Here is a 17,829-nt window from a genome sequence, read left to right as displayed (position 1 = left end):
CCCTTTGGTACCCCGGTTTTGTCACGATCTAGTGACACGATGGGATCTATGAGGCAAAGGATCCTTGTTGTCGACGATGACGCGTCATTGGCAGAGATGCTCACCATCGTGTTGCGCGGGGAGGGCTTCGAGACGGCAGTCGTGAGCGACGGTACCCAGGCGCTCACCGCAGTCAGGGAGTTGCGTCCCGACCTGGTGCTGCTGGACCTGATGCTGCCCGGGATGAACGGCATCGACGTGTGCCGGGTGTTGCGCTCCGACTCCGGCGTCCCGATCGTCATGCTCACCGCCAAGACGGACACTGTCGATGTGGTGCTGGGCCTGGAGTCCGGCGCTGACGACTACATCATGAAGCCGTTCAAGCCCAAGGAACTCGTCGCCCGCATCCGGGCCCGGCTGCGGCGCAACGACGACGAGCCCGCTGAGCTGCTGAACATCGCGGGTATCGAGATCGACGTGCCCGCGCACAAGGTGACGCGCGAGGGCGAGCAGATCTCGCTGACCCCGCTGGAGTTCGACCTGCTGGTGGCGCTGGCACGGAAACCGCGCCAGGTGTTTACTCGTGATGTGCTGCTCGAACAGGTGTGGGGTTACCGTCACCCGGCCGACACCCGGCTGGTGAACGTCCACGTGCAGCGTCTGCGGGCGAAGGTCGAGAAGGACCCCGAGAATCCGACCGTGGTGTTGACCGTTCGAGGAGTGGGATATAAGGCCGGACCCCCGTGATCTTCAGCTCGAAGCGGCGCATTCAGCGGCGATCGGCACCACTGGTACGCGGACTGAAGGCACTGAGTCGAGCGGTCGGGTTCACCTGGCGCCGTTCCCTGCAGGTGCGGGTGGTGGTGTCCAATTTGGCACTGTCCTCCCTGGTCATCCTGGTTCTGGGATTCGTGCTCACTGGCCAGGTGACCGATCGCATCCTGGAATCCAAGATCCGGGTGGCGACCGAGGAGATGGAACGTGCGCGGGTCATCGTCAGTGACGATGTCGGCGGCGAGGAAACCCGTTCACTACAGAGCAGTCTGGAGCTGGCTCGAAACCAACTGCTGAACGGCAGCAAGGGTTCCGAAGGCGGCGGCGCCGGGGCGTTCGACGCGGTACTGCTGGTGCCCGGTGACGGTCCGCGGGAGGCGACGTCGGCAGGGCCGGCGACCCAGATTCCGGGTCCACTGCGCGAATTCGTGAAGGCCGGCCAGGTCAGTTACCAGTACTCGACCGTCCATACCGAGAATTTCTCGGGAAAGGCACTGGTCATCGGCTCGCCGACGACGTCCAAGGTCACCGCGCTCGAGCTGTATCTGGTGTTCCCGTTGTCGAACGAGGAAAGCACCATTTCCCTGGTGCGGGGCACCATCGTCACCGGTGGTGTGGTGCTACTGGTGCTGCTGGCCGCGGCGGCCCTGCTGGTCGCCCGTCAGGTGGTGCTGCCCGTGCGCTCGGCTTCACGCATCGCCGAGCGGTTCGCCGAGGGGCATCTATCCGAACGCATGCCCGTGCGCGGTGTGGACGACATGGCCCGGCTCGCGGTGTCGTTCAACGACATGGCGGAGAGTCTGTCGCGCGAGATCACCCAGCTGGAAGAGTTCGGAAACCTGCAGCGCCGCTTCACCTCTGACGTGAGCCACGAACTGCGTACACCGCTGACCACGGTGCGGATGGCGGCCGACCTCATCTACGACAACCGCGAAGAGCTCGATCCGGCGCTACAGCGTTCCGCCGAGTTGATGGTCAACGAGCTTGATCGTTTCGAGACGCTGCTGGCCGATCTGCTGGAAATCTCGCGACACGACGCCGGTGTCGCCGAGCTGGCGGTGGAGCAGGTGGATCTGCGCGACACCGTCAAGACCGTCGTGGCGTCGGTGCAGCATCTGGCCGACGAATTGGACACCACTGTCGAGCTCGACATGCCGGACAGCGAGATCATCGCCGAGGTGGATCCCCGTCGCGTGGAACGAATCCTGCGCAACCTGGTGGCCAACGCGATCGACCACAGCGAGCGCAAGCCCGTCACCATCCGGATGGCCGCCGATATCGACAGTGTGGCCGTCACGGTGCGAGACCGCGGGGTCGGTTTGCGGCCGGGTGAGGAAAAGCTGGTGTTCAACCGGTTCTGGCGTGCCGATCCGTCGCGCAAGCGTCATTCCGGGGGCACCGGCCTGGGGCTGGCGATCAGCGTCGAGGATGCCCGGTTGCATCAGGGGCGGCTGGAGGCCTGGGGCGAACCGGGCAATGGGGCGTTGTTCCGTCTGACGGTGCCCCTGGTCCGCGGGCACAAGGTGACCACCAGCCCGTTGCCGCTGAACCCGAATAGCCGCCCGAGTCCTGCTGTGCGCCGGTCGACTTCGCGGGGAGTTCACCCGGGGGAGCAGGAGACCACACCCATGCGCACCTCGAGTGCCAAGGCTGACCGCGTGCGGGAGTCGTCCTGATGCGCCGCAAGATGGCCATCGTTTTGGCCGTGGTGGTGCTCGGGATCACCGGCTGCGCCGGTGTGCCGTCCTCGTCGTCGCCACAGGCGATCGGTACGGTGCAACGCCCGGCACCGCCGGGAATGCCTGCGCCCACACCGGGTATGGAGCCCGAAACGGTGCTGCGCGAATTCTTGAAGGCGACCGCGGACCCGTCGAACAGGCATCGCGCGGCCCGCCAGTTCCTGACCGAATCCGGCTCGCGGACTTGGGATGACGCGGGGGCTGCGGTGTTGATCGAGTCGCCGGTGTTTGCCGACCAGCGTGGTGTCGATCGCTGGACGATCAATGTGCGCGCCAACAAGTTGGGCACCCTGTCCGACATCGGGGTCTTCGAGACCGCTCAGGGTGACGTCCAAGACCCACAGTTCACGCTGGTGAAGGCCAACGGCGAATGGCGGATCGATTCGCTGCCCAATGGGGTACTGCTCGACTGGGGGCAGTTTCAGTCCACCTATCGTCGGTACACCGTCTATTTCGCCGACCCGGCCGGTCGCACGGTGGTGCCCGATCCGCGGTATGTGGCGGTCAACGATCCTGATCTGTTGGCCACCGAACTCGTGTACAAACTCTTGTCCGGTCCGCGTCCCGAGCTCGCGGGGGCGGTGCGCAACCATCTGAACGGCCTGCGGTTGCGCGGCCCGGTGACCCGTGTCGACGGCAGCAGGGTCGATGTGGGCCGCGGATACGGCGGCGTGCGTGTGGAGCTGGAGGGCGACCTGACGCCCGATCAGCGGACCCGGCAATTCCTTGCGGCGCAGGTGATTTGGACGCTCTCGCGGGCGGGTATCGCGGGGCCGTATGTCCTGCAGGTCAACGGTGCGCCCCTCGACGAGCAGTTCGCGCAGGGCTGGAGCACACAGAATGTCGCGTCGACGGACCCCGGCGCGTCGGAGGGCGCGGGGGTGGGTCTCTACGGATTGTTGAACGGGTCCATGGTGACGGTGGACCGCGATGCCGCGGTGCCCGTGCGTGGATCTTTTGGCCAAGTGGGAAACCAGGTTTCGGCGGCGCTGTCGCGCAGTGGGCGTCAGGTGGCGTCGGTGGTTCGGGTGCAGGCCGGGGACGATCCGCAGATGTCGCTCTGGGTCGGTGCCAACGGCGCGAACGGCAGTGAGGCGGTCGGGGGCAAGACGCTGACCCGTCCCAGCTGGGCGCTCGACGATGCGGTGTGGACGGTTATCGACGGCGGCCGCGTGGTTCGGATAATCCAGGAGGCCACCACATCCATGGTGGCGGTGTTGCCCGTCGAACCGTCGGCGGTGGCGGAGAAGTACAAGGGCCCGATCACCGAATTGGCGTTGTCCCGGGACGGCACTCGCGCCGCGATGATCATCGAGGGCCAGGTGATCTTGGCGACGGTTGTGCAGACCGATAGCGGCGACTACGCCTTGGCGCATCCGCGCCGGTTGGGCTATGGCCTCGGCAACTCGGCGGTGTCGCTGGCCTGGCGGACCGGTGACGATATCGCGGTGGCCCGCAACGACGGGTCGCATCCGGTGGCGAATGTGAACCTCGACGGAGTGAACTCAGATCTGAACGACCAGAATCTCCTGACGCCGGTGTCGACTGTGGCCGCCTCGCCGGCGGCGATCTACATCGCCGACGCGCGCGGCGTGCTGCAGCTGACCGGATTGGGGACACCGGAGGAGCGATGGGTCGAGGTGCGGCCGCTCATGGTGCCCCAGGCGATTCCGGTGCTGACGGGTTAGTTGTCGGGGATCATCTCCGTGGCCAGCAGTGCCTCGGGAATTCCGAACGCATCCACCAAGGTCCGAAGATGTGGACGCAGCTCCTCGCACAACTGGTTGACACCGCGCCGGATTGCCTTGGCCCGTTCTGTCGAGACATGCCGGTGCATCAAGAACCATGACAGATCGGCTTCGAGCGCGCTGTAGACGAACAGGTCGCACAGCTTTTCCAGCAGCTCCTGCGCGGACTTGCTGTCGCAGCTGTCGATGGCCTCGATGAACGCTTCCAATACCACCCGTTCGGTGTGCGCCGAGCCGACCTTGAGGATGTGGTCCTGCGCGGAATTGAAGACCTCGAAGGGATCCTCGTCGTCAGACTGGGCACGTTGCATTCGGGTCGCCGCGGTACGCAGCAGATGATCCTCGCGATTGCGCAGCAGGCGAAGTTGAGTACCGCGATTGCTGAGATCGGATTCTTCGACGTCCTCGTCGGAGGAATCCAGAATGGTCTGGATGACCTGTCGCGCCGCGGAGCGTTCCAGGATGACGTCGCGGGCCATGCCCGCGATAAACCGGGTCCACCCAACGGCATTGAGGCCGCGTACATCTTCTGCGTACGCCGATAGCAGCTCCTTGGCCACCAGCTGGGTGAGCACGGTGTTGTCGCCCTCGAAGGTGGTGAAGACGTCGATATCGCGCCGCAGAATGGTGAGCTGGTTGGCGTCGAGGTACCCCGCACCGCCACACGCCTCCCGGCACACGGTGATGGCGTGCTGGGCATGCCAGCTGGTCATCGCCTTCAAACCCGCTGCTGCGCTTTCCAACTGACGTTGTCGGTCCGCATCAACCTCGTCGGCGGTCTGCACTTCGTGCAGCTCTTCGGTCAGTTCGTTCTGTGCGAACGCGAGCGCGTACGACCGTGCGATCAAGGGCAGCAGCTTGCGTTGATGCACCAGGTAGTCGGCGATGATCACCTCGTCGTCACTGTCGGGGGTGTCGAACTGCTTACGCACCAAGGCATAGCGCGACGCGATGGTCAGCGCCTTGCGGGCGGCCGCGCCCGAGGTCGCGGCGACGCTCACCCGGCCGCGGATGAGGGTGCCCAGCATGGTGAAGAATCGCTTGTTCTCGTTCTCGATGGGCGAGCTGTAGGAGCCGTCCTGCGCGACGTCGGCATATCGGTTGAGCAGATTGGCCCTCGGCACCCGCACGTTGTCGAACACGATGCGCCCGTTGTCGACACCGGCGAGCCCGCCCTTGTAGCCGCAGTCGCTGGTGGTGATGCCCGGCAGGTCCTTGCCGTCGGCGCTGCGTATCGGTACCACGAAGCAATGCACACCGCGGCCGGTGGCTTCCTCGCCGGGGCCTCCGGTGACGAGTTGCGCGAAAACCGCTGCCACAGTCGCATGCTCGGCGGCGCCGCCGATGTAGTCCTTGCGTGCCAGCGAGCCCACGGAGTTGAGAACGAAGTCGCCGGTCTGGCTGTCGTAGGTGGCGATCGTCTGCAGGGCCTGCACATTGGAGCCATGGCCGGTCTCGGTCATTCCGAAGCAGCCGAGCACATCGAGGTTGATCAGCGGGACCACATACTGCTCATGGTGTGCCGCGGTACCCAGGTTTTCGATCGCGCCACCGAAGAGGCCCCACTGCACACCCGCCTTGACCATCAGCGACAGGTCTGCGTAGCCGAGCATTTCGATGCCGACGATGGCCGCCCCGACATCGCCGGTACCGCCGTGTTCCTTGCGGAATCCCGCGTGCGGCAAGCCATGTGGAACCAGCTCACGCATGATGCGCAGCGATCGCGCCCGTGCCTCCTCAAGGGTCAGCGACGGCTCGGGTAGCAGGTCGGCGCGGTTCAGGTATTCGCGTGCGGCGTCACGGATCGGACCGAATCGTCCGTCGAGCGCGACGCGCAGATTTGAGGTGAGAACTTCGGGATCGGCGGGTGCTGTCCGGGTCTCCATGATTCCGAGCCTAGTCAGATCGGCCCGGCCGCTCGGCGTTCTGCGGCATGCCACTTGCATTTACCGACCAGTGGTCTAACATACCGACCAATGGTCTATTCAGACTCGTGAAAGGAGACCGCGACATGTCGACGGCGCACACCACGGTCGATCCGGTCCAGCGCACGCGTGCTTTCGCGCGGGTCATCGGCCCATTTGTCGCCACGGTCACCACGATCATCGCGGTGCGTGCGGCGGACCTGAGCTTTCTGGGTGACAGCTTCTTCACGGACCCGATGTGGTCATGGCTATTCGGTGCCCTGCTGTTCTTCTGCGGGTTGATGATCATCGCGTTCCATCAGTTCTGGAAAGGGCTCGCGCCGGTGATCGTCTCGTTGTTCGGTTGGTTCCTGGCGCTGCGAGGATTCGTCCTACTGGCGTTTCCTCAGCTGATGCACAAGGGGGTGGACGCCTCGGTGCCCGCGGTCGGGCCCGTCCGTGTGTTCTTCTTGTTCATGGCCGTCGTCGGTCTGTACCTGACGTACGTCGGCTGGATCAAGAAGCCCACGATCGGCGACTGATTCAATACCGACTATGCCGCGTGTGGTGAAGCATCCGGAGGTGCGCCGGACCGAGCTGCTCGACCTGGCGATGGCGCTGTTCCTCGAACGCGGCTACGACAAGGTCAGCCTCAATGATCTGATCGCGACCTCCGGGATATCCAAAGGTGCTTTCTACCACTACTTTTCCTCGAAGGAGGCGCTGGTCGACGCGCTATCCGAACGCAGCGCGCATCAGGCATTCGAGTCGTTGAGCCCGGTCTTCACCGAAGTGGAAAAGGGTGCGCTGGAGCGGCTGAACGCCGGACTGCGTGCCGGCTACGAGGTCAAGATGGCGCTCGGTGCGCCCGAGAGCATCGCGGCGATGGCGTCCATGTTGCGGCCGGAGAATCAGGCGCTGCTGCGCAGGATCTCGGCGATCTGGGAGGACAAGTTTCGGCCCGTGCTCACCGAGGTGATCGCGACTGGAGTCGCCGAGGGAGTGTTCCAGACCTTCGATCCCGAAGGCGTCGGCGACATGATTCAGGGCTTCGCAGCCAACATGGGTGTCACCGTGCAACGGATCACCGCAGCACCGGATGCGCGAGCGCGAACGGAGGCGATCGACGCCGCGGTGATGCGTCAGCGGCTGTATGGCATTGCCACCGACCGAATCCTCGGACTGCCCGACGGGACGGTCGAAGTGCTGGACCGGGGGCAAATCGAGGCGCTGGTCGCGGCGCTCTAGCGTCGGCCTGTCGGACCTCGCGCGCACAGTGATCGCATGCTCGATCTGGTGTTGCCGTTGGCCTGCGGTGGTTGCGGGGCGCCGTCGACCCGCTGGTGCCAGGACTGCGCGTGCGCGTTCACCGGGGAGCCGGTGGTGGTGACCACGCGGGTCGACCCCGGTGTGCCCGTGCTGTCACTCGGCCGATACGCGGGTGTGCGGCGGCGGGCGATCGTGACGATGAAGGACCGCGGCCGCCGCGATCTCACTGTTCCGCTGGGGATGGCGCTCGCGCGGGGAGTGGATCAGCTGCTGCGCTGGCAGCTGGTGGAGCGACCGGTGACGCTGGTCCCGGCTCCTACTCGCTGGATGTCGGCGCGGGGCCGTGGTGGAGATCCGGTGGCCGCGGTGGCCACGGTTGCCACACAGATTCCGGGGGTGCGTGTCGCATCCTTACTGCGCATGAGGCTGGGTGCGCGAGATTCGGTCGGACTGTCCATTTCCGACCGGCAGCACAACGTGGCCGGACGGGTCGCGCTGCGCAGAACGCCACGGCCGGATACCGAATTGGTGGTGATCGACGATGTCGTGACCACCGGGTCTACCGTTGCCGAATCGGTCAGAGTATTGAAATCGGCAGGATTTCCAGTCGCCGCCGTGCTGACGCTGACGTACTCCTAAAAATCGGATGACGATCTCGAAACGACTCTGACGAATCGGTGGCAAGGCGCGTGAACACGGACTACCGTCGGGGCCAACAAGCTATGAACGTTTCGCGTTCGGGCGGTCTGACCGCCCACCGACGTGGAACGCCTGCGTCCCATACGGCGGAGGAGGTGATTGCCCACCCCAGCGCCGGCGGGCTGCCGTCTCAGCGTTTCAGGCGACTCCGGCGTACTTCAAATATCAAACATGCGCGCCGCCAATATCTTTAGTCCCTAGCGGATGGATTGAGCGTAAGCGCACTCTCAGTACGGAGGTATGAGTTGTCAAGCACATCAAAGGCATCCGTTGCACTCGAGGACGGGGAGCGGACGGCCCAAGCCGATGTCGTGGTCAAGGGCCGTAACGTTGAGATCCCCGATCACTTCCGAATCTTTGTGAACGACAAACTGACCCGTCTGGAACGTTACGACAAGACCCTTTACCTCTTTGATGTAGAACTCGAACACGAACGCAATCGTCGCCAGAAAAAGAGCTGTCAGCGCGTGGAGATCACCGCGCGGGGCCGGGGGCCGGTTGTCCGGGGCGAGGCATGTGCCGACACATTCCACAGCGCACTCGAAGCCGCCGTCGCCAAGCTCGAAAGCCGACTGCGCCGAGGTCGTGATCGCCGCAAGGTCCACTATGGAGACAAGACGCCGGTATCGCTTGCCGAGGCCACCAAGGTGCTCCCGGCCGACGCCTTCACGCCGCCCGCCGAGGTGAACGGTGCACATAGTCATAACGGTGCCGAGGTCGATGACGGGCAGGGCCCGGGACACATCGTGCGGACCAAGGAACACCCGGCCAAGCCGATGACGGTGGACGACGCGCTCTACGAGATGGAACTGGTCGGGCACGACTTCTTCCTGTTTCATGACGAGTCCTCAGGTCGCCCGTCTGTGGTATACCGCAGGCACGGGTACGACTATGGCCTGATACGCCTCGGGGAGTAGGGCGCGCGGTCATCCGCGCAGAGAATCCCCGCACCGGTTTCGCGACCGGGGCGGGGATTTCTCATATCGGGATCGATTCCGCTGCCACCGTTCGGATTTGGCGCAGTGCGGCGGTGAGATCCGGCAGGTTCGGGGTGGCCAACGCGAGCCGTAATGCGTTCGGCGCGTGCGGTGTGGTCGCGAAGGCGGCCGCTGTCGACACCATGATCCCCAGTTCGGCGAGCTCACGGGCAACCAGGTCGTTGCGCACCTGGTCGGGAAGCACGAGCCAACCCGAGTACGCACCGGGATGAGCCTGATAGTCCAGGCCCATCAGCTCGGTGCGCGCGACGGACTGGCGCTGGCGGGCATCGTCGCGGCGCAGTGTCTCCAGCCGTGCCGCGGTGCCGTCGGTCAACCAGCGCGTGGTCAGGGCGCTGGCGATGGTCGAGGCGCCCCAGCTGGTGGCCCGCAGCGACCGGATCAGCGCCGGGCGGTGGGCGAGCGGTGTGACGATGTATCCGATCCGAAGCCCGGAGGCCAGGTTCTTCGACATGCTGCCCACATAGAAGGTCCGCTCGGGCGCGAAGGTCTGCACGGGCGGTGGAGCCTCGGGCTCCAGGAACGCGTATGTGGCGTCCTCGACGATGAGGAAGTCGTGCCGGTCAGCCAAGGCCGCAATGCGTTCGCGGGCACTCGCGGTGAGGATGTATCCCAACGGGTTGTGCAGCGTGGGAATGAGATACAGCACGGAGATCGGCCGCCGGCCGCATAGCCATTCGAGGTGGTCGAGGTCCATCCCGGCCGCGTGGTTCTGTACCGGGGCAAGATCCAGCCGCCCGGCGCTGGCCAGCAGCTTGATGCCCGGGTACGTGAGCGCGTCGACGGCGACGACCGTGCGCGGCTCGGCGATAGCCGTCAGCACGGTATCCAAACCCTGTTGGGCGCCGCCGGATATCAGGACGCCGCGCGGAGCAACGTCGATCCCGCGATCAAGTAGGTAGGTGGCGATCGCCGCGCAATCGCGGTCGCGCCCACCCGGCGGCTGCTGGTGCAGCAGGCTGGTCAGGTCGCCCTCGCCGGCCAATCCGCGTAGGGCCTGTCGCAGGTCGTCGTCCTGTCCCGCGGATAGCGGCTGGTTGAAGGACAGGTCCGCGACGCGCTGTCCCGTCGTCAGTCGGATGGGCTCTGGTCCCGTGAAACCGCTGAGGTCCCGCACGAAGGTGCCGCGTCCGGGCTCCCCGACGACAAGTCCGGCGGCCGTCAGGTCGCGGTACACCCTGCTGGCCGTGGCGACCGCGATGCCGTATCGACGCGCCAGCGCGCGATGGGTGGGTAGCCGAGTACCTGCGGGCATCGCGCCGGCCCGGATCTGCACAGCCAGCTCATCGGCGACGGTGGCGTGACGTCGAACGCGCACCCGGCCTCCCGATCGTGGTTAGGACAATTTGTTGATTGCATCAATCTACGTGCCTACCGTCGAGCCGTGACGATGACGGACCTCCCGGTACTGGAATTTCTGCGGCGACAGCTGGCCGGTACCTCGACACCCGGCGACACCACCCATATGCGGTATCCGACCGCCATCTCGAAATTTCTCGATTTCGGGATCGTTGCCGTCGAGGCGGGCGCCGCGGTGGTGCGGGTGGATGTCGATCCCTCCCGACATGGGAATCAGCAGGGCACCGTGCATGGCGGGTTCCTGGTGGAGTTGGCCGATGCCGCCATCGGAACGGCCCATTCCACGTTGATGGCCCCCGGAGAGACGTTTACCAGCATCGATATCCGCGCCGCGTTCCTGCGGCCGGTGTGGGCCGACACCTTGATCGCCACCGCCCGCCCCACGCATTCGGGCAGGACCATCACCCACTACGCCTGCGACGTGACCAGAGGCGACGGTAAGACGGTGGCCACGGTGACCAGCACCGTCATGACGCTGCGCGGTGACCGGGCGGCTGGCCGATAGTCGAGGTCGTACCCGAAACGGCTCGGTGGGGCGTGCGCCTACGATGGGACTCGGCTGTTGACGGATGAGCCGCTTGCGCGAGCATCGAACGTTTGTGCAAGTCCTAACGAGTACAGGGGTTATTGACGTGCTGTCGAAGTTGCTGCGCCTTGGTGAAGGTCGCATGGTCAAGCGTCTCAAGGGCGTGGCCGATTACGTCAACACCCTGTCCGATGACGTCGAAAAGCTCTCCGATGCCGAGCTGCAGGCCAAGACCGACGAGTTCAAGAAACGCCTCGAAAAGGGCGAAACCCTCGACGACCTGATGCCCGAGGCATTCGCGGTCGCCCGCGAGGCGTCCTGGCGGGTGCTGAGCCAGCGGCACTTCGACGTGCAGATCATGGGTGGCGCCGCATTGCATGCGGGCAATGTCGCCGAGATGAAAACCGGTGAAGGCAAGACCCTTACCTGTGTGCTTCCCGCATACCTCAACGCCCTGGCCGGTAAGGGTGTGCACGTCGTCACCGTCAACGACTACCTGGCCAAGCGCGACTCGGAGTGGATGGGCCGCGTGCACCGCTTCCTGGGTCTTGAGGTGGGCGTGATCCTCTCGCAGATGACCCCGGCAGAGCGACGCGACGCCTACAACGCCGACATCACCTACGGCACCAACAACGAGTTCGGCTTCGACTATCTGCGCGACAACATGACCCATTCGCTCGACGAGTTGGTGCAGCGCGGGCATGCCTTCGCCATCGTCGACGAGGTCGACTCGATCCTGATCGACGAGGCCCGGACCCCACTGATCATCTCGGGCCCGGCCGACGGCGCATCCAACTGGTACACCGAGTTCGCCCGGATCGTGCCGCTGATGGACAAGGACACCCACTACGAGGTGGACATCCGCAAGCGCACCATCGGCGTGCACGAGCTGGGTGTCGAGTTCGTGGAGGATCAGCTGGGCATCGACAACCTGTACGAGGCGGCCAACTCACCCTTGGTGAGCTACCTCAACAACGCGATCAAGGCCAAGGAACTGTTCACCCGCGACAAGGACTACATCGTGCGCGACGGCGAGGTGCTGATCGTCGACGAGTTCACCGGTCGCGTGCTGCTGGGCCGCCGCTACAACGAGGGCATGCACCAGGCCATCGAGGCCAAGGAACGGGTGGAGATCAAGGCCGAGAACCAGACGCTGGCCACCATCACCCTGCAGAACTACTTCCGTCTCTACGACAAGCTCTCCGGAATGACCGGTACCGCTCAGACCGAGGCGGCCGAGCTCCACGAGATCTACAAACTGGGTGTCGTGTCGATCCCCACCAACCGGCCGATGGTCCGCAAGGACCAGTCCGACCTCATCTACAAGACCGAGGAAGCCAAGTACATCGCCGTCGTCGACGACGTGGTGGAACGGTACGAGCAGGGGCAGCCCGTCCTCATCGGAACCACCAGTGTGGAACGCTCCGAATACCTTTCGCGGCAGTTCACCAAGCGGCGCATTCCGCACAACGTGCTCAACGCTAAGTACCACGAGCAGGAAGCCGGCATCATCGCCGAGGCCGGGCGCCGCGGTGCCATCACGGTCGCCACCAACATGGCCGGTCGCGGTACCGACATCGTGCTCGGTGGTAACCCGGACTTCTTGGCGGACAAGCATCTTCGGGACCAGGGTCTGGACCCGGTGGAAACGCCGGAGGAGTACCAAGAGGCCTGGGACGAGACCCTGCAGAAGTTCAAGGACGCCGCGGAGACCGAGGCCAAGGAGGTCCAGGAGGCCGGCGGCCTGTACGTGCTGGGCACCGAGCGTCACGAGTCGCGGCGTATCGACAACCAGCTGCGTGGGCGTTCCGGACGTCAGGGTGACCCCGGTGAGTCCCGCTTCTACCTGTCGCTGGGTGATGAGTTGATGCGTCGCTTCAATGGTGCTGCGCTGGAAACGATTTTGACGCGCATGAACGTCCCCGACGATGTACCGATCGAAGCCAAGATGGTGACCAGCGCCATCAAGAGTGCGCAGACTCAGGTCGAGCAGCAGAACTTCGAGGTCCGCAAGAACGTCCTCAAGTACGACGAGGTGATGAACCAGCAGCGCAAGGTCATCTATGCCGAGCGCCGCCGCATCCTTGAGGGTGAGGATCTGCAGCCCCAGATCGAGGAGATGATCACCGACACCATCGCCGCCTACGTCGACGGCGCGACGGCCGATGGCTACCACGAGGACTGGGACTTCGACGCGTTGTGGACCGCGCTCAAGACGCTATACCCGGTGAGTGTGAAGCCCGAGGAGCTCATCGCGTCCGACAAGTACGGCGAGGCCGACGAGCTGAGCCCCGCAGATCTCAAGGCCGCCCTGCTCGATGACGCCAAGAACGCCTACAAGGCAAGGGAAGCCGAGATCGACCAGCTTGCCGGTGAGGGCTCGATGCGCCAGCTGGAGCGCAACATCTTGCTCAGCGTGATCGATCGCAAGTGGCGCGAGCATCTGTACGAGATGGACTACCTCAAGGAGGGCATCGGCTTGCGCGCCATGGCGCAGCGCGACCCGCTGGTGGAGTACCAGCGCGAGGGCTACGACATGTTCACCGCGATGCTCGACGGACTCAAGGAGGAGTCGGTCGGCTTCCTGTTCAACATCAACGTCGAGGTAACGTCGCCCGCGGAAGACACAGCGGGCACCGTCGCTCCGCAGGCCGCACCCGAGGGCCTGGCCGAATTCGCTTCTGCCGCAGCACAGGCCGCGCAGGGAGAACTGCGGGCCAAGGGACTCGAGGAGTCGACTCCGGAGCTGACCTACTCGGGCCCGGCCGAGGACGGTTCGGCGCAGTCCCGGCATGAGGGCGGCGGGGCCACCACCTCGGGCGGCGGCACACGGCGTGAGCGCCGGGAAGCGGCCCGCAACGCGGGCCGCACCTCCAAGCCCACGCGGTCGCGCCGCAAGCGCTAGCGGTTGGCGTCAGCCGAGCTGCAAGGCGACCACCTGCCAGGTGCCCTTGACGGATTGAATCCGGCCGGCGAATGCCTTGACGCGTCCGCCGCGCTGGAACGTCCCGAAGATCTCCGCGGCGGCGTCGCCGCAACGGCGCACCCTGATCTTGCTGAGCCGCGCGGCAGTGGTGGCCGGTGTGCGAGAAGACCGGGCCATCACCGCGCTCAGCGGCCCGTCGGCAAGCAACGGGCGCAGCTGCGCGATGGGCCGGCGCCGGTCCATGACTTCCAGCACGCGGCGCATTGCCGCATCGGCGAACGCAACGGCCTGAGGTGGCGGAGATGGTTCGCGTAGATGTGCTTGACGTTCGATACCCGCTGGCCGGGCCCGTGATTGGTGCAACCTCGCTGGCCGCGGCGCATGACAGGCCGCCGGCAGGCTGGCCAGCACCGGCGCCGGTTCGTAGTCGGCTACCCGAGTGACATAGCGATGAGACATTTTCCCCTCCAGTGAATGAGCCCCCTCATTTGCTCTGCTGGAGAGACGCAGATCAATGCCGTTCATGATCGCACAGCCGGTGTCCTGGGCGCCAGGGTAGTGTTTGGCCCAGCGGCGCCGCTGGGTGCAAGTGGCGAGATTCTTCTAGGGGAAGGCGGCGCGGATAGTGGTCAGCAGGTTGTCCGCGCTCGACGCATCGTTCTACTCCAGCGAGGACAGCTCGACGCCGATGCACGTCGGCTCGCTGGCGATCATTCGCAAGCCTCGCGGTGGCTTCAGCTATGAGGAGCTGCTCGCGTTGGTGGAGAGTCGTCTCCCACAGGTTCCCCGCTACAGGCAGAAGGTCAAGGAGATCGGTTTCGGGCTGGCCCGCCCGGTCTGGCTCGACGACGTCGACTTCGACATCACCTACCACATTCGACGCTCGGCGCTTCCGTCTCCGGGTAGCGAGGGGCAGTTGCAAGATCTGGTGGCCCGCTTGACATCTCGGCCCCTGGATCGGTCGCGGCCGCTCTGGGAGATGTATTTGGTGGAGGGGTTGTCCAAGAACCGTCTGGCCATCTACACCAAGACGCATCAGGCTCTGGTGGACGGTCAATCCGCCCTTGAGCTCGGGCAGGTTTTGTTCGACAGAACAGCCCGTACCCCGGACTTCGGAGAGGACATCTGGGTTCCGGAACATGAGCCGAGCACCAACGAGCTCATCGCCGGCGCGGTCTCGGAATGGCTGGCACGTCCCGGTGCTCGCCTGGAGGCCGTGCGCGGCGCGGTCGCCGATGTCGCGTCGCTGACGGGCGAGATCGGCGAGCTGGGTGAGCGCATGGTCAAGGTGGTGCGCACGGCGGCCCGCGGCGCGGCTCCGCGCGGGCCGTTGAACCAACGTGTGTCGCGCAGCAGGCGATTCGGTGTGGTGACCACGAAGCTGGCCGATTATCGGCGGGTGCGCGCCAAGTACGACTGCGATGTCAACGATGTGGTGTTGGCGGTGATCGCTGGGGCACTGCGCAATTGGTTGATGAGCAGGGGAGAGCCGGTGACCACGGCTTCCACCATTCGGGCGATGGTGCCGATGTCCGTCTACCGGGACGGCGACCTGGAAGTGGGTGTCGAGGGGGCGGCCACCACCGAGGTGTCGCCGTTCCTCGTCGACCTTCCCGTCGGTGAGGGCAACACCGTTGTGCGGCTGTCGCAGATCGCCCATGCCACCGAATCGCATTCCGCGGCATTCAGTTTGGTAGACGTGCCGAACATGGCGGCGCTCTCGGGGTTTGTTCCGCCGACCCTGCACGCGTTGGCGGCCCGGGTCGCGACGACGCTGCCGAACCGGCTGTTCAATCTTTTGGTCACGAATGTGCCAGGGCCACAGGCGCCGATGTATCTGGGCGGGGCGAGGCTGGCAGAGATCTACCCGGTGCCTCCGCTGTTGCGTAATCAGGTGTTGTCCATCGGACTGACCTCATATAACGGTGTCGTGTATTACGGAATCAACGCCGACCGTGAAGCGATGCCCGATGCTGACATGCTCCCGGTGCTGATCACCGAGGCGCTCGACGAATTGTTGGAGGCGGCCCAGTAATGCCTATGCAGGTCTACATCCCGGTGACGTTGTCGATGCTGCGTGGACTGGTGGCCGACGGCGAGCTGCGGCCGGTGAACGGCACTGCGTTCGCCGTGACGCCGGCGCTGCGTGAGGCCTACTCCGCGGGTGACGAGGACGAGCTGTCCGAGGTGGCGATGCGTGAGGCGGCGCTGGCATCGCTGCGGCTGCTGGCCAATGAGGACGGGGACGACGGGCTGCCGGCGCGGCGGGCGGTGCTGGTCGCCGATACCGAGGATGCGAAGCTGCGGCCCGATCTGGACGATGCGGTGGTGCGGCTGGCGGGTGTGGTGCCGATGTCCGCGGTGGTGGCCGCACACGTCGACCTGGCGCAGGCCGAGCCGGATGTGGTGCGGGCGGCCCAGGTGATCGATGCCGCCGATCTTGGCGACGAGGACGCCGAACTGGTGGTCGGGGATGCGCAGGACCACGATCTGGCCTGGTACGCGACGCAGGAACTGCCGTTCCTGCTCGACCTGCTGTGAGGCCCGCTGAAATCCACGCCGAGATGACATTCATGCGGGTGTGCACTCGGAAAACACCCGCATGAATGTCATCTCGGCGCGCGGATGCGGAGCCCACTTCGGCTCCGCGATTGGCCTGTTTCCGGCCAGTAACCTACGGTAGCGTAGGTTACGTCTGAGTGGGCATCTCCTTCGTCAAGGGAAGGTCATCGGCTGTGAAACTGGGTTCCTGGCTCGACGCGTCCGCTTCGGGCGCACCCAAGTCGCGCCATGCGACGGTAAACATTCTGCGTGGCTTGGCTTCTCGCATCACCACACCGCTGCTGCCGGATGATTACCTGAGCCTGGCCAACCCGTTGTGGTCGGCCCGGGAGCTGCGTGGCCGAGTGGTCAGCGTACGCAAGGAGACGAGTGACTCCGCCACCCTGGAGATCAAGCCGGGCTGGGGTTTCCACTTCGACTATCACCCCGGCCAGTACGTGGGCATCGGCGTGCTGATCGACGGCCGGTGGCGGTGGCGGTCCTACTCGCTGACATCGGCACCCGTGCACGCCGGCGGTTCGGGGCGCACGATCACCATCACCGTCAAGGCGATGCCGGAGGGATTCCTCTCGACTCACCTGGTCAACGGCCTGGAACCCGGCACCATCGTGCGGCTGGCCGCGCCCCAGGGCAACTTCGTGCTCGACGACCCTGCGCCACCGGCGATCTTGTTCCTGACCGCGGGCAGTGGCATCACTCCGATCATGTCGATGCTGCGGACCCTGGTGCGGCGCTCGGCGGCGGCGGGCCTACCGCTGCCCGACGTGGTGCACCTGCACTCGGCGCCCACCGAAGGCGACGTGATGTTCGCCGGCGAACTGGCGGCATTCTCCGAGGCGCACCCGTCGTATCACTACCGCCTGCGGACAACGAAAACTCAAGGGCGTCTGGATCTTTCGTCGCTGGGCGCCGAGGTGCCGGACTGGGCGCAGCGCCAGACCTGGGCGTGCGGGCCGGAAGGCATGCTCGACGACGCGCAGCGGACGTGGGCCGATGCCGGTCTGGCCGAACTGCTGCACCTGGAGAGGTTTGCGGTCTCACGCGCCGCGCCGCACGGGCAGGGCGGTTTGGTGACGTTCGCGCGCAGCGACAAGCAGCGTGCGGCGGACGCGGCGACCTCGCTGATGGAGGCGGGGGAGGAGGCCGGGGTGCAGATGCCCTTCGGCTGCCGGATGGGGATCTGCCAGACCTGTGTGGTGTCGCTGGTGGAAGGGCACGCCCGTGACCTGCGCACGGGGGCCGAGTACGAGCCGGGAACTCGCATTCAGACCTGTGTCTCTGCGGCATCGGGGGATTGCGTACTGGACGTGTGAGGTTAACGGTCTAGTAACCTACGGTGCCGTAGG

The 17,829-nt window shown here is 65.3% G+C and carries 15 protein-coding genes; 12 read left to right on the top strand and 3 right to left on the bottom strand.

Annotated elements, in window-relative coordinates:
- The first annotated feature begins 39 nt into the window (after positions 1-39).
- From mtrA to lpqB, 3 genes are read left to right on the top strand one after another with little or no spacing between them, the layout of a single operon-like run.
- Positions 40-726, top strand: a complete 687-nt coding sequence (gene mtrA, locus MYCSP_RS16760; protein ID WP_070909563.1) for a two-component system response regulator MtrA — start codon at positions 40-42, stop codon at positions 724-726.
- The gene (gene mtrB, locus MYCSP_RS16755) at positions 723-2,429 is read left to right on the top strand and encodes an MtrAB system histidine kinase MtrB (RefSeq protein ID WP_088414433.1); all 1,707 of its coding nucleotides are present in this window, start codon (positions 723-725) and stop codon (positions 2,427-2,429) included. Before mtrA ends, mtrB begins: the two co-directional genes overlap by 4 nt.
- On the top strand, positions 2,429-4,180 hold the full coding sequence (gene lpqB / locus MYCSP_RS16750; protein WP_167346518.1) for an MtrAB system accessory lipoprotein LpqB: 1,752 nt from the start codon (positions 2,429-2,431) through the stop codon (positions 4,178-4,180). The genes mtrB and lpqB overlap by 1 nt, the downstream gene beginning before the upstream one ends.
- Here the strand turns inward: lpqB and MYCSP_RS16745 are convergent.
- Positions 4,177-6,126 carry an acyl-CoA dehydrogenase family protein gene (locus MYCSP_RS16745; protein ID WP_083013626.1) on the bottom strand — a complete coding sequence of 650 codons (1,950 nt, stop codon included), beginning with the start codon at positions 6,124-6,126 and terminating at the stop codon, positions 4,177-4,179. The genes lpqB and MYCSP_RS16745 overlap by 4 nt on opposite strands.
- Positions 6,127-6,251: 125 nt before the next feature.
- Between MYCSP_RS16745 and MYCSP_RS16740 the strand changes: the two genes are divergently transcribed.
- From MYCSP_RS16740 to hpf, 4 genes are all read left to right on the top strand, one after another.
- Positions 6,252-6,686, top strand: coding sequence for a hypothetical protein (locus MYCSP_RS16740; protein WP_083013680.1), 435 nt, complete (start codon positions 6,252-6,254; stop codon positions 6,684-6,686).
- A gap of 13 nt (positions 6,687-6,699) precedes the next feature.
- Entirely contained in the window at positions 6,700-7,392 is a 693-nt protein-coding gene (locus tag MYCSP_RS16735; protein WP_083013625.1) for a TetR/AcrR family transcriptional regulator, read from the top strand.
- A gap of 36 nt (positions 7,393-7,428) precedes the next feature.
- Entirely contained in the window at positions 7,429-8,052 is a 624-nt protein-coding gene (locus tag MYCSP_RS16730; RefSeq protein WP_088414429.1) for a ComF family protein, read from the top strand.
- A gap of 371 nt (positions 8,053-8,423) precedes the next feature.
- Complete coding sequence (hpf, locus tag MYCSP_RS16725) at positions 8,424-9,029, top strand: ribosome hibernation-promoting factor, HPF/YfiA family (protein ID WP_407661706.1); 606 nt, start codon at positions 8,424-8,426, stop codon at positions 9,027-9,029.
- A 61-nt stretch (positions 9,030-9,090) separates the two neighbouring features.
- Here hpf and MYCSP_RS16720 read toward each other — a convergent pair whose 3' ends face one another.
- Positions 9,091-10,428, bottom strand: coding sequence for an aminotransferase-like domain-containing protein (locus MYCSP_RS16720; RefSeq protein WP_088414427.1), 1,338 nt, complete (start codon positions 10,426-10,428; stop codon positions 9,091-9,093).
- Positions 10,429-10,575: 147 nt separating this feature from the next.
- Between MYCSP_RS16720 and MYCSP_RS16715 the strand changes: the two genes are divergently transcribed.
- Both MYCSP_RS16715 and secA read left to right on the top strand, forming a co-directional pair.
- On the top strand, positions 10,576-10,974 hold the full coding sequence (locus MYCSP_RS16715; protein WP_070910059.1) for a PaaI family thioesterase: 399 nt from the start codon (positions 10,576-10,578) through the stop codon (positions 10,972-10,974).
- Positions 10,975-11,101: 127 nt separating this feature from the next.
- On the top strand, positions 11,102-13,900 hold the full coding sequence (gene secA / locus MYCSP_RS16710) for a preprotein translocase subunit SecA (protein ID WP_088414425.1): 2,799 nt from the start codon (positions 11,102-11,104) through the stop codon (positions 13,898-13,900).
- A gap of 9 nt (positions 13,901-13,909) precedes the next feature.
- Here the strand turns inward: secA and MYCSP_RS16705 are convergent, their stop codons facing one another.
- On the bottom strand, positions 13,910-14,380 hold the full coding sequence (locus MYCSP_RS16705; RefSeq protein ID WP_070909572.1) for an Rv3235 family protein: 471 nt from the start codon (positions 14,378-14,380) through the stop codon (positions 13,910-13,912).
- 166 nt (positions 14,381-14,546) lie between these two features.
- On the opposite strand from MYCSP_RS16705, the gene MYCSP_RS16700 reads away from it, so the two are divergent.
- The 3 genes from MYCSP_RS16700 (at position 14,547) to MYCSP_RS16690 (ending at position 17,796) form a co-directional block, all read left to right on the top strand.
- A complete protein-coding gene (locus MYCSP_RS16700) occupies positions 14,547-15,956 on the top strand; it encodes a WS/DGAT/MGAT family O-acyltransferase (protein ID WP_070909573.1) in 1,410 nt (469 codons plus the stop codon).
- Between the two features lie 5 nt (positions 15,957-15,961).
- Complete coding sequence (locus MYCSP_RS16695; RefSeq protein WP_083013621.1) at positions 15,962-16,462, top strand: DUF6912 family protein; 501 nt, start codon at positions 15,962-15,964, stop codon at positions 16,460-16,462.
- A 158-nt stretch (positions 16,463-16,620) separates the two neighbouring features.
- Entirely contained in the window at positions 16,621-17,796 is a 1,176-nt protein-coding gene (locus MYCSP_RS16690; protein WP_407661557.1) for a ferredoxin reductase, read from the top strand.
- Positions 17,797-17,829 lie beyond the last annotated feature (33 nt).

The organism is Mycobacteroides saopaulense, assembly GCF_001456355.1.
Classification (GTDB): Bacteria; Actinomycetota; Actinomycetes; order Mycobacteriales; family Mycobacteriaceae; genus Mycobacterium; species Mycobacterium saopaulense.
This window is presented reverse-complemented; position numbering and strand designations above follow the sequence as displayed.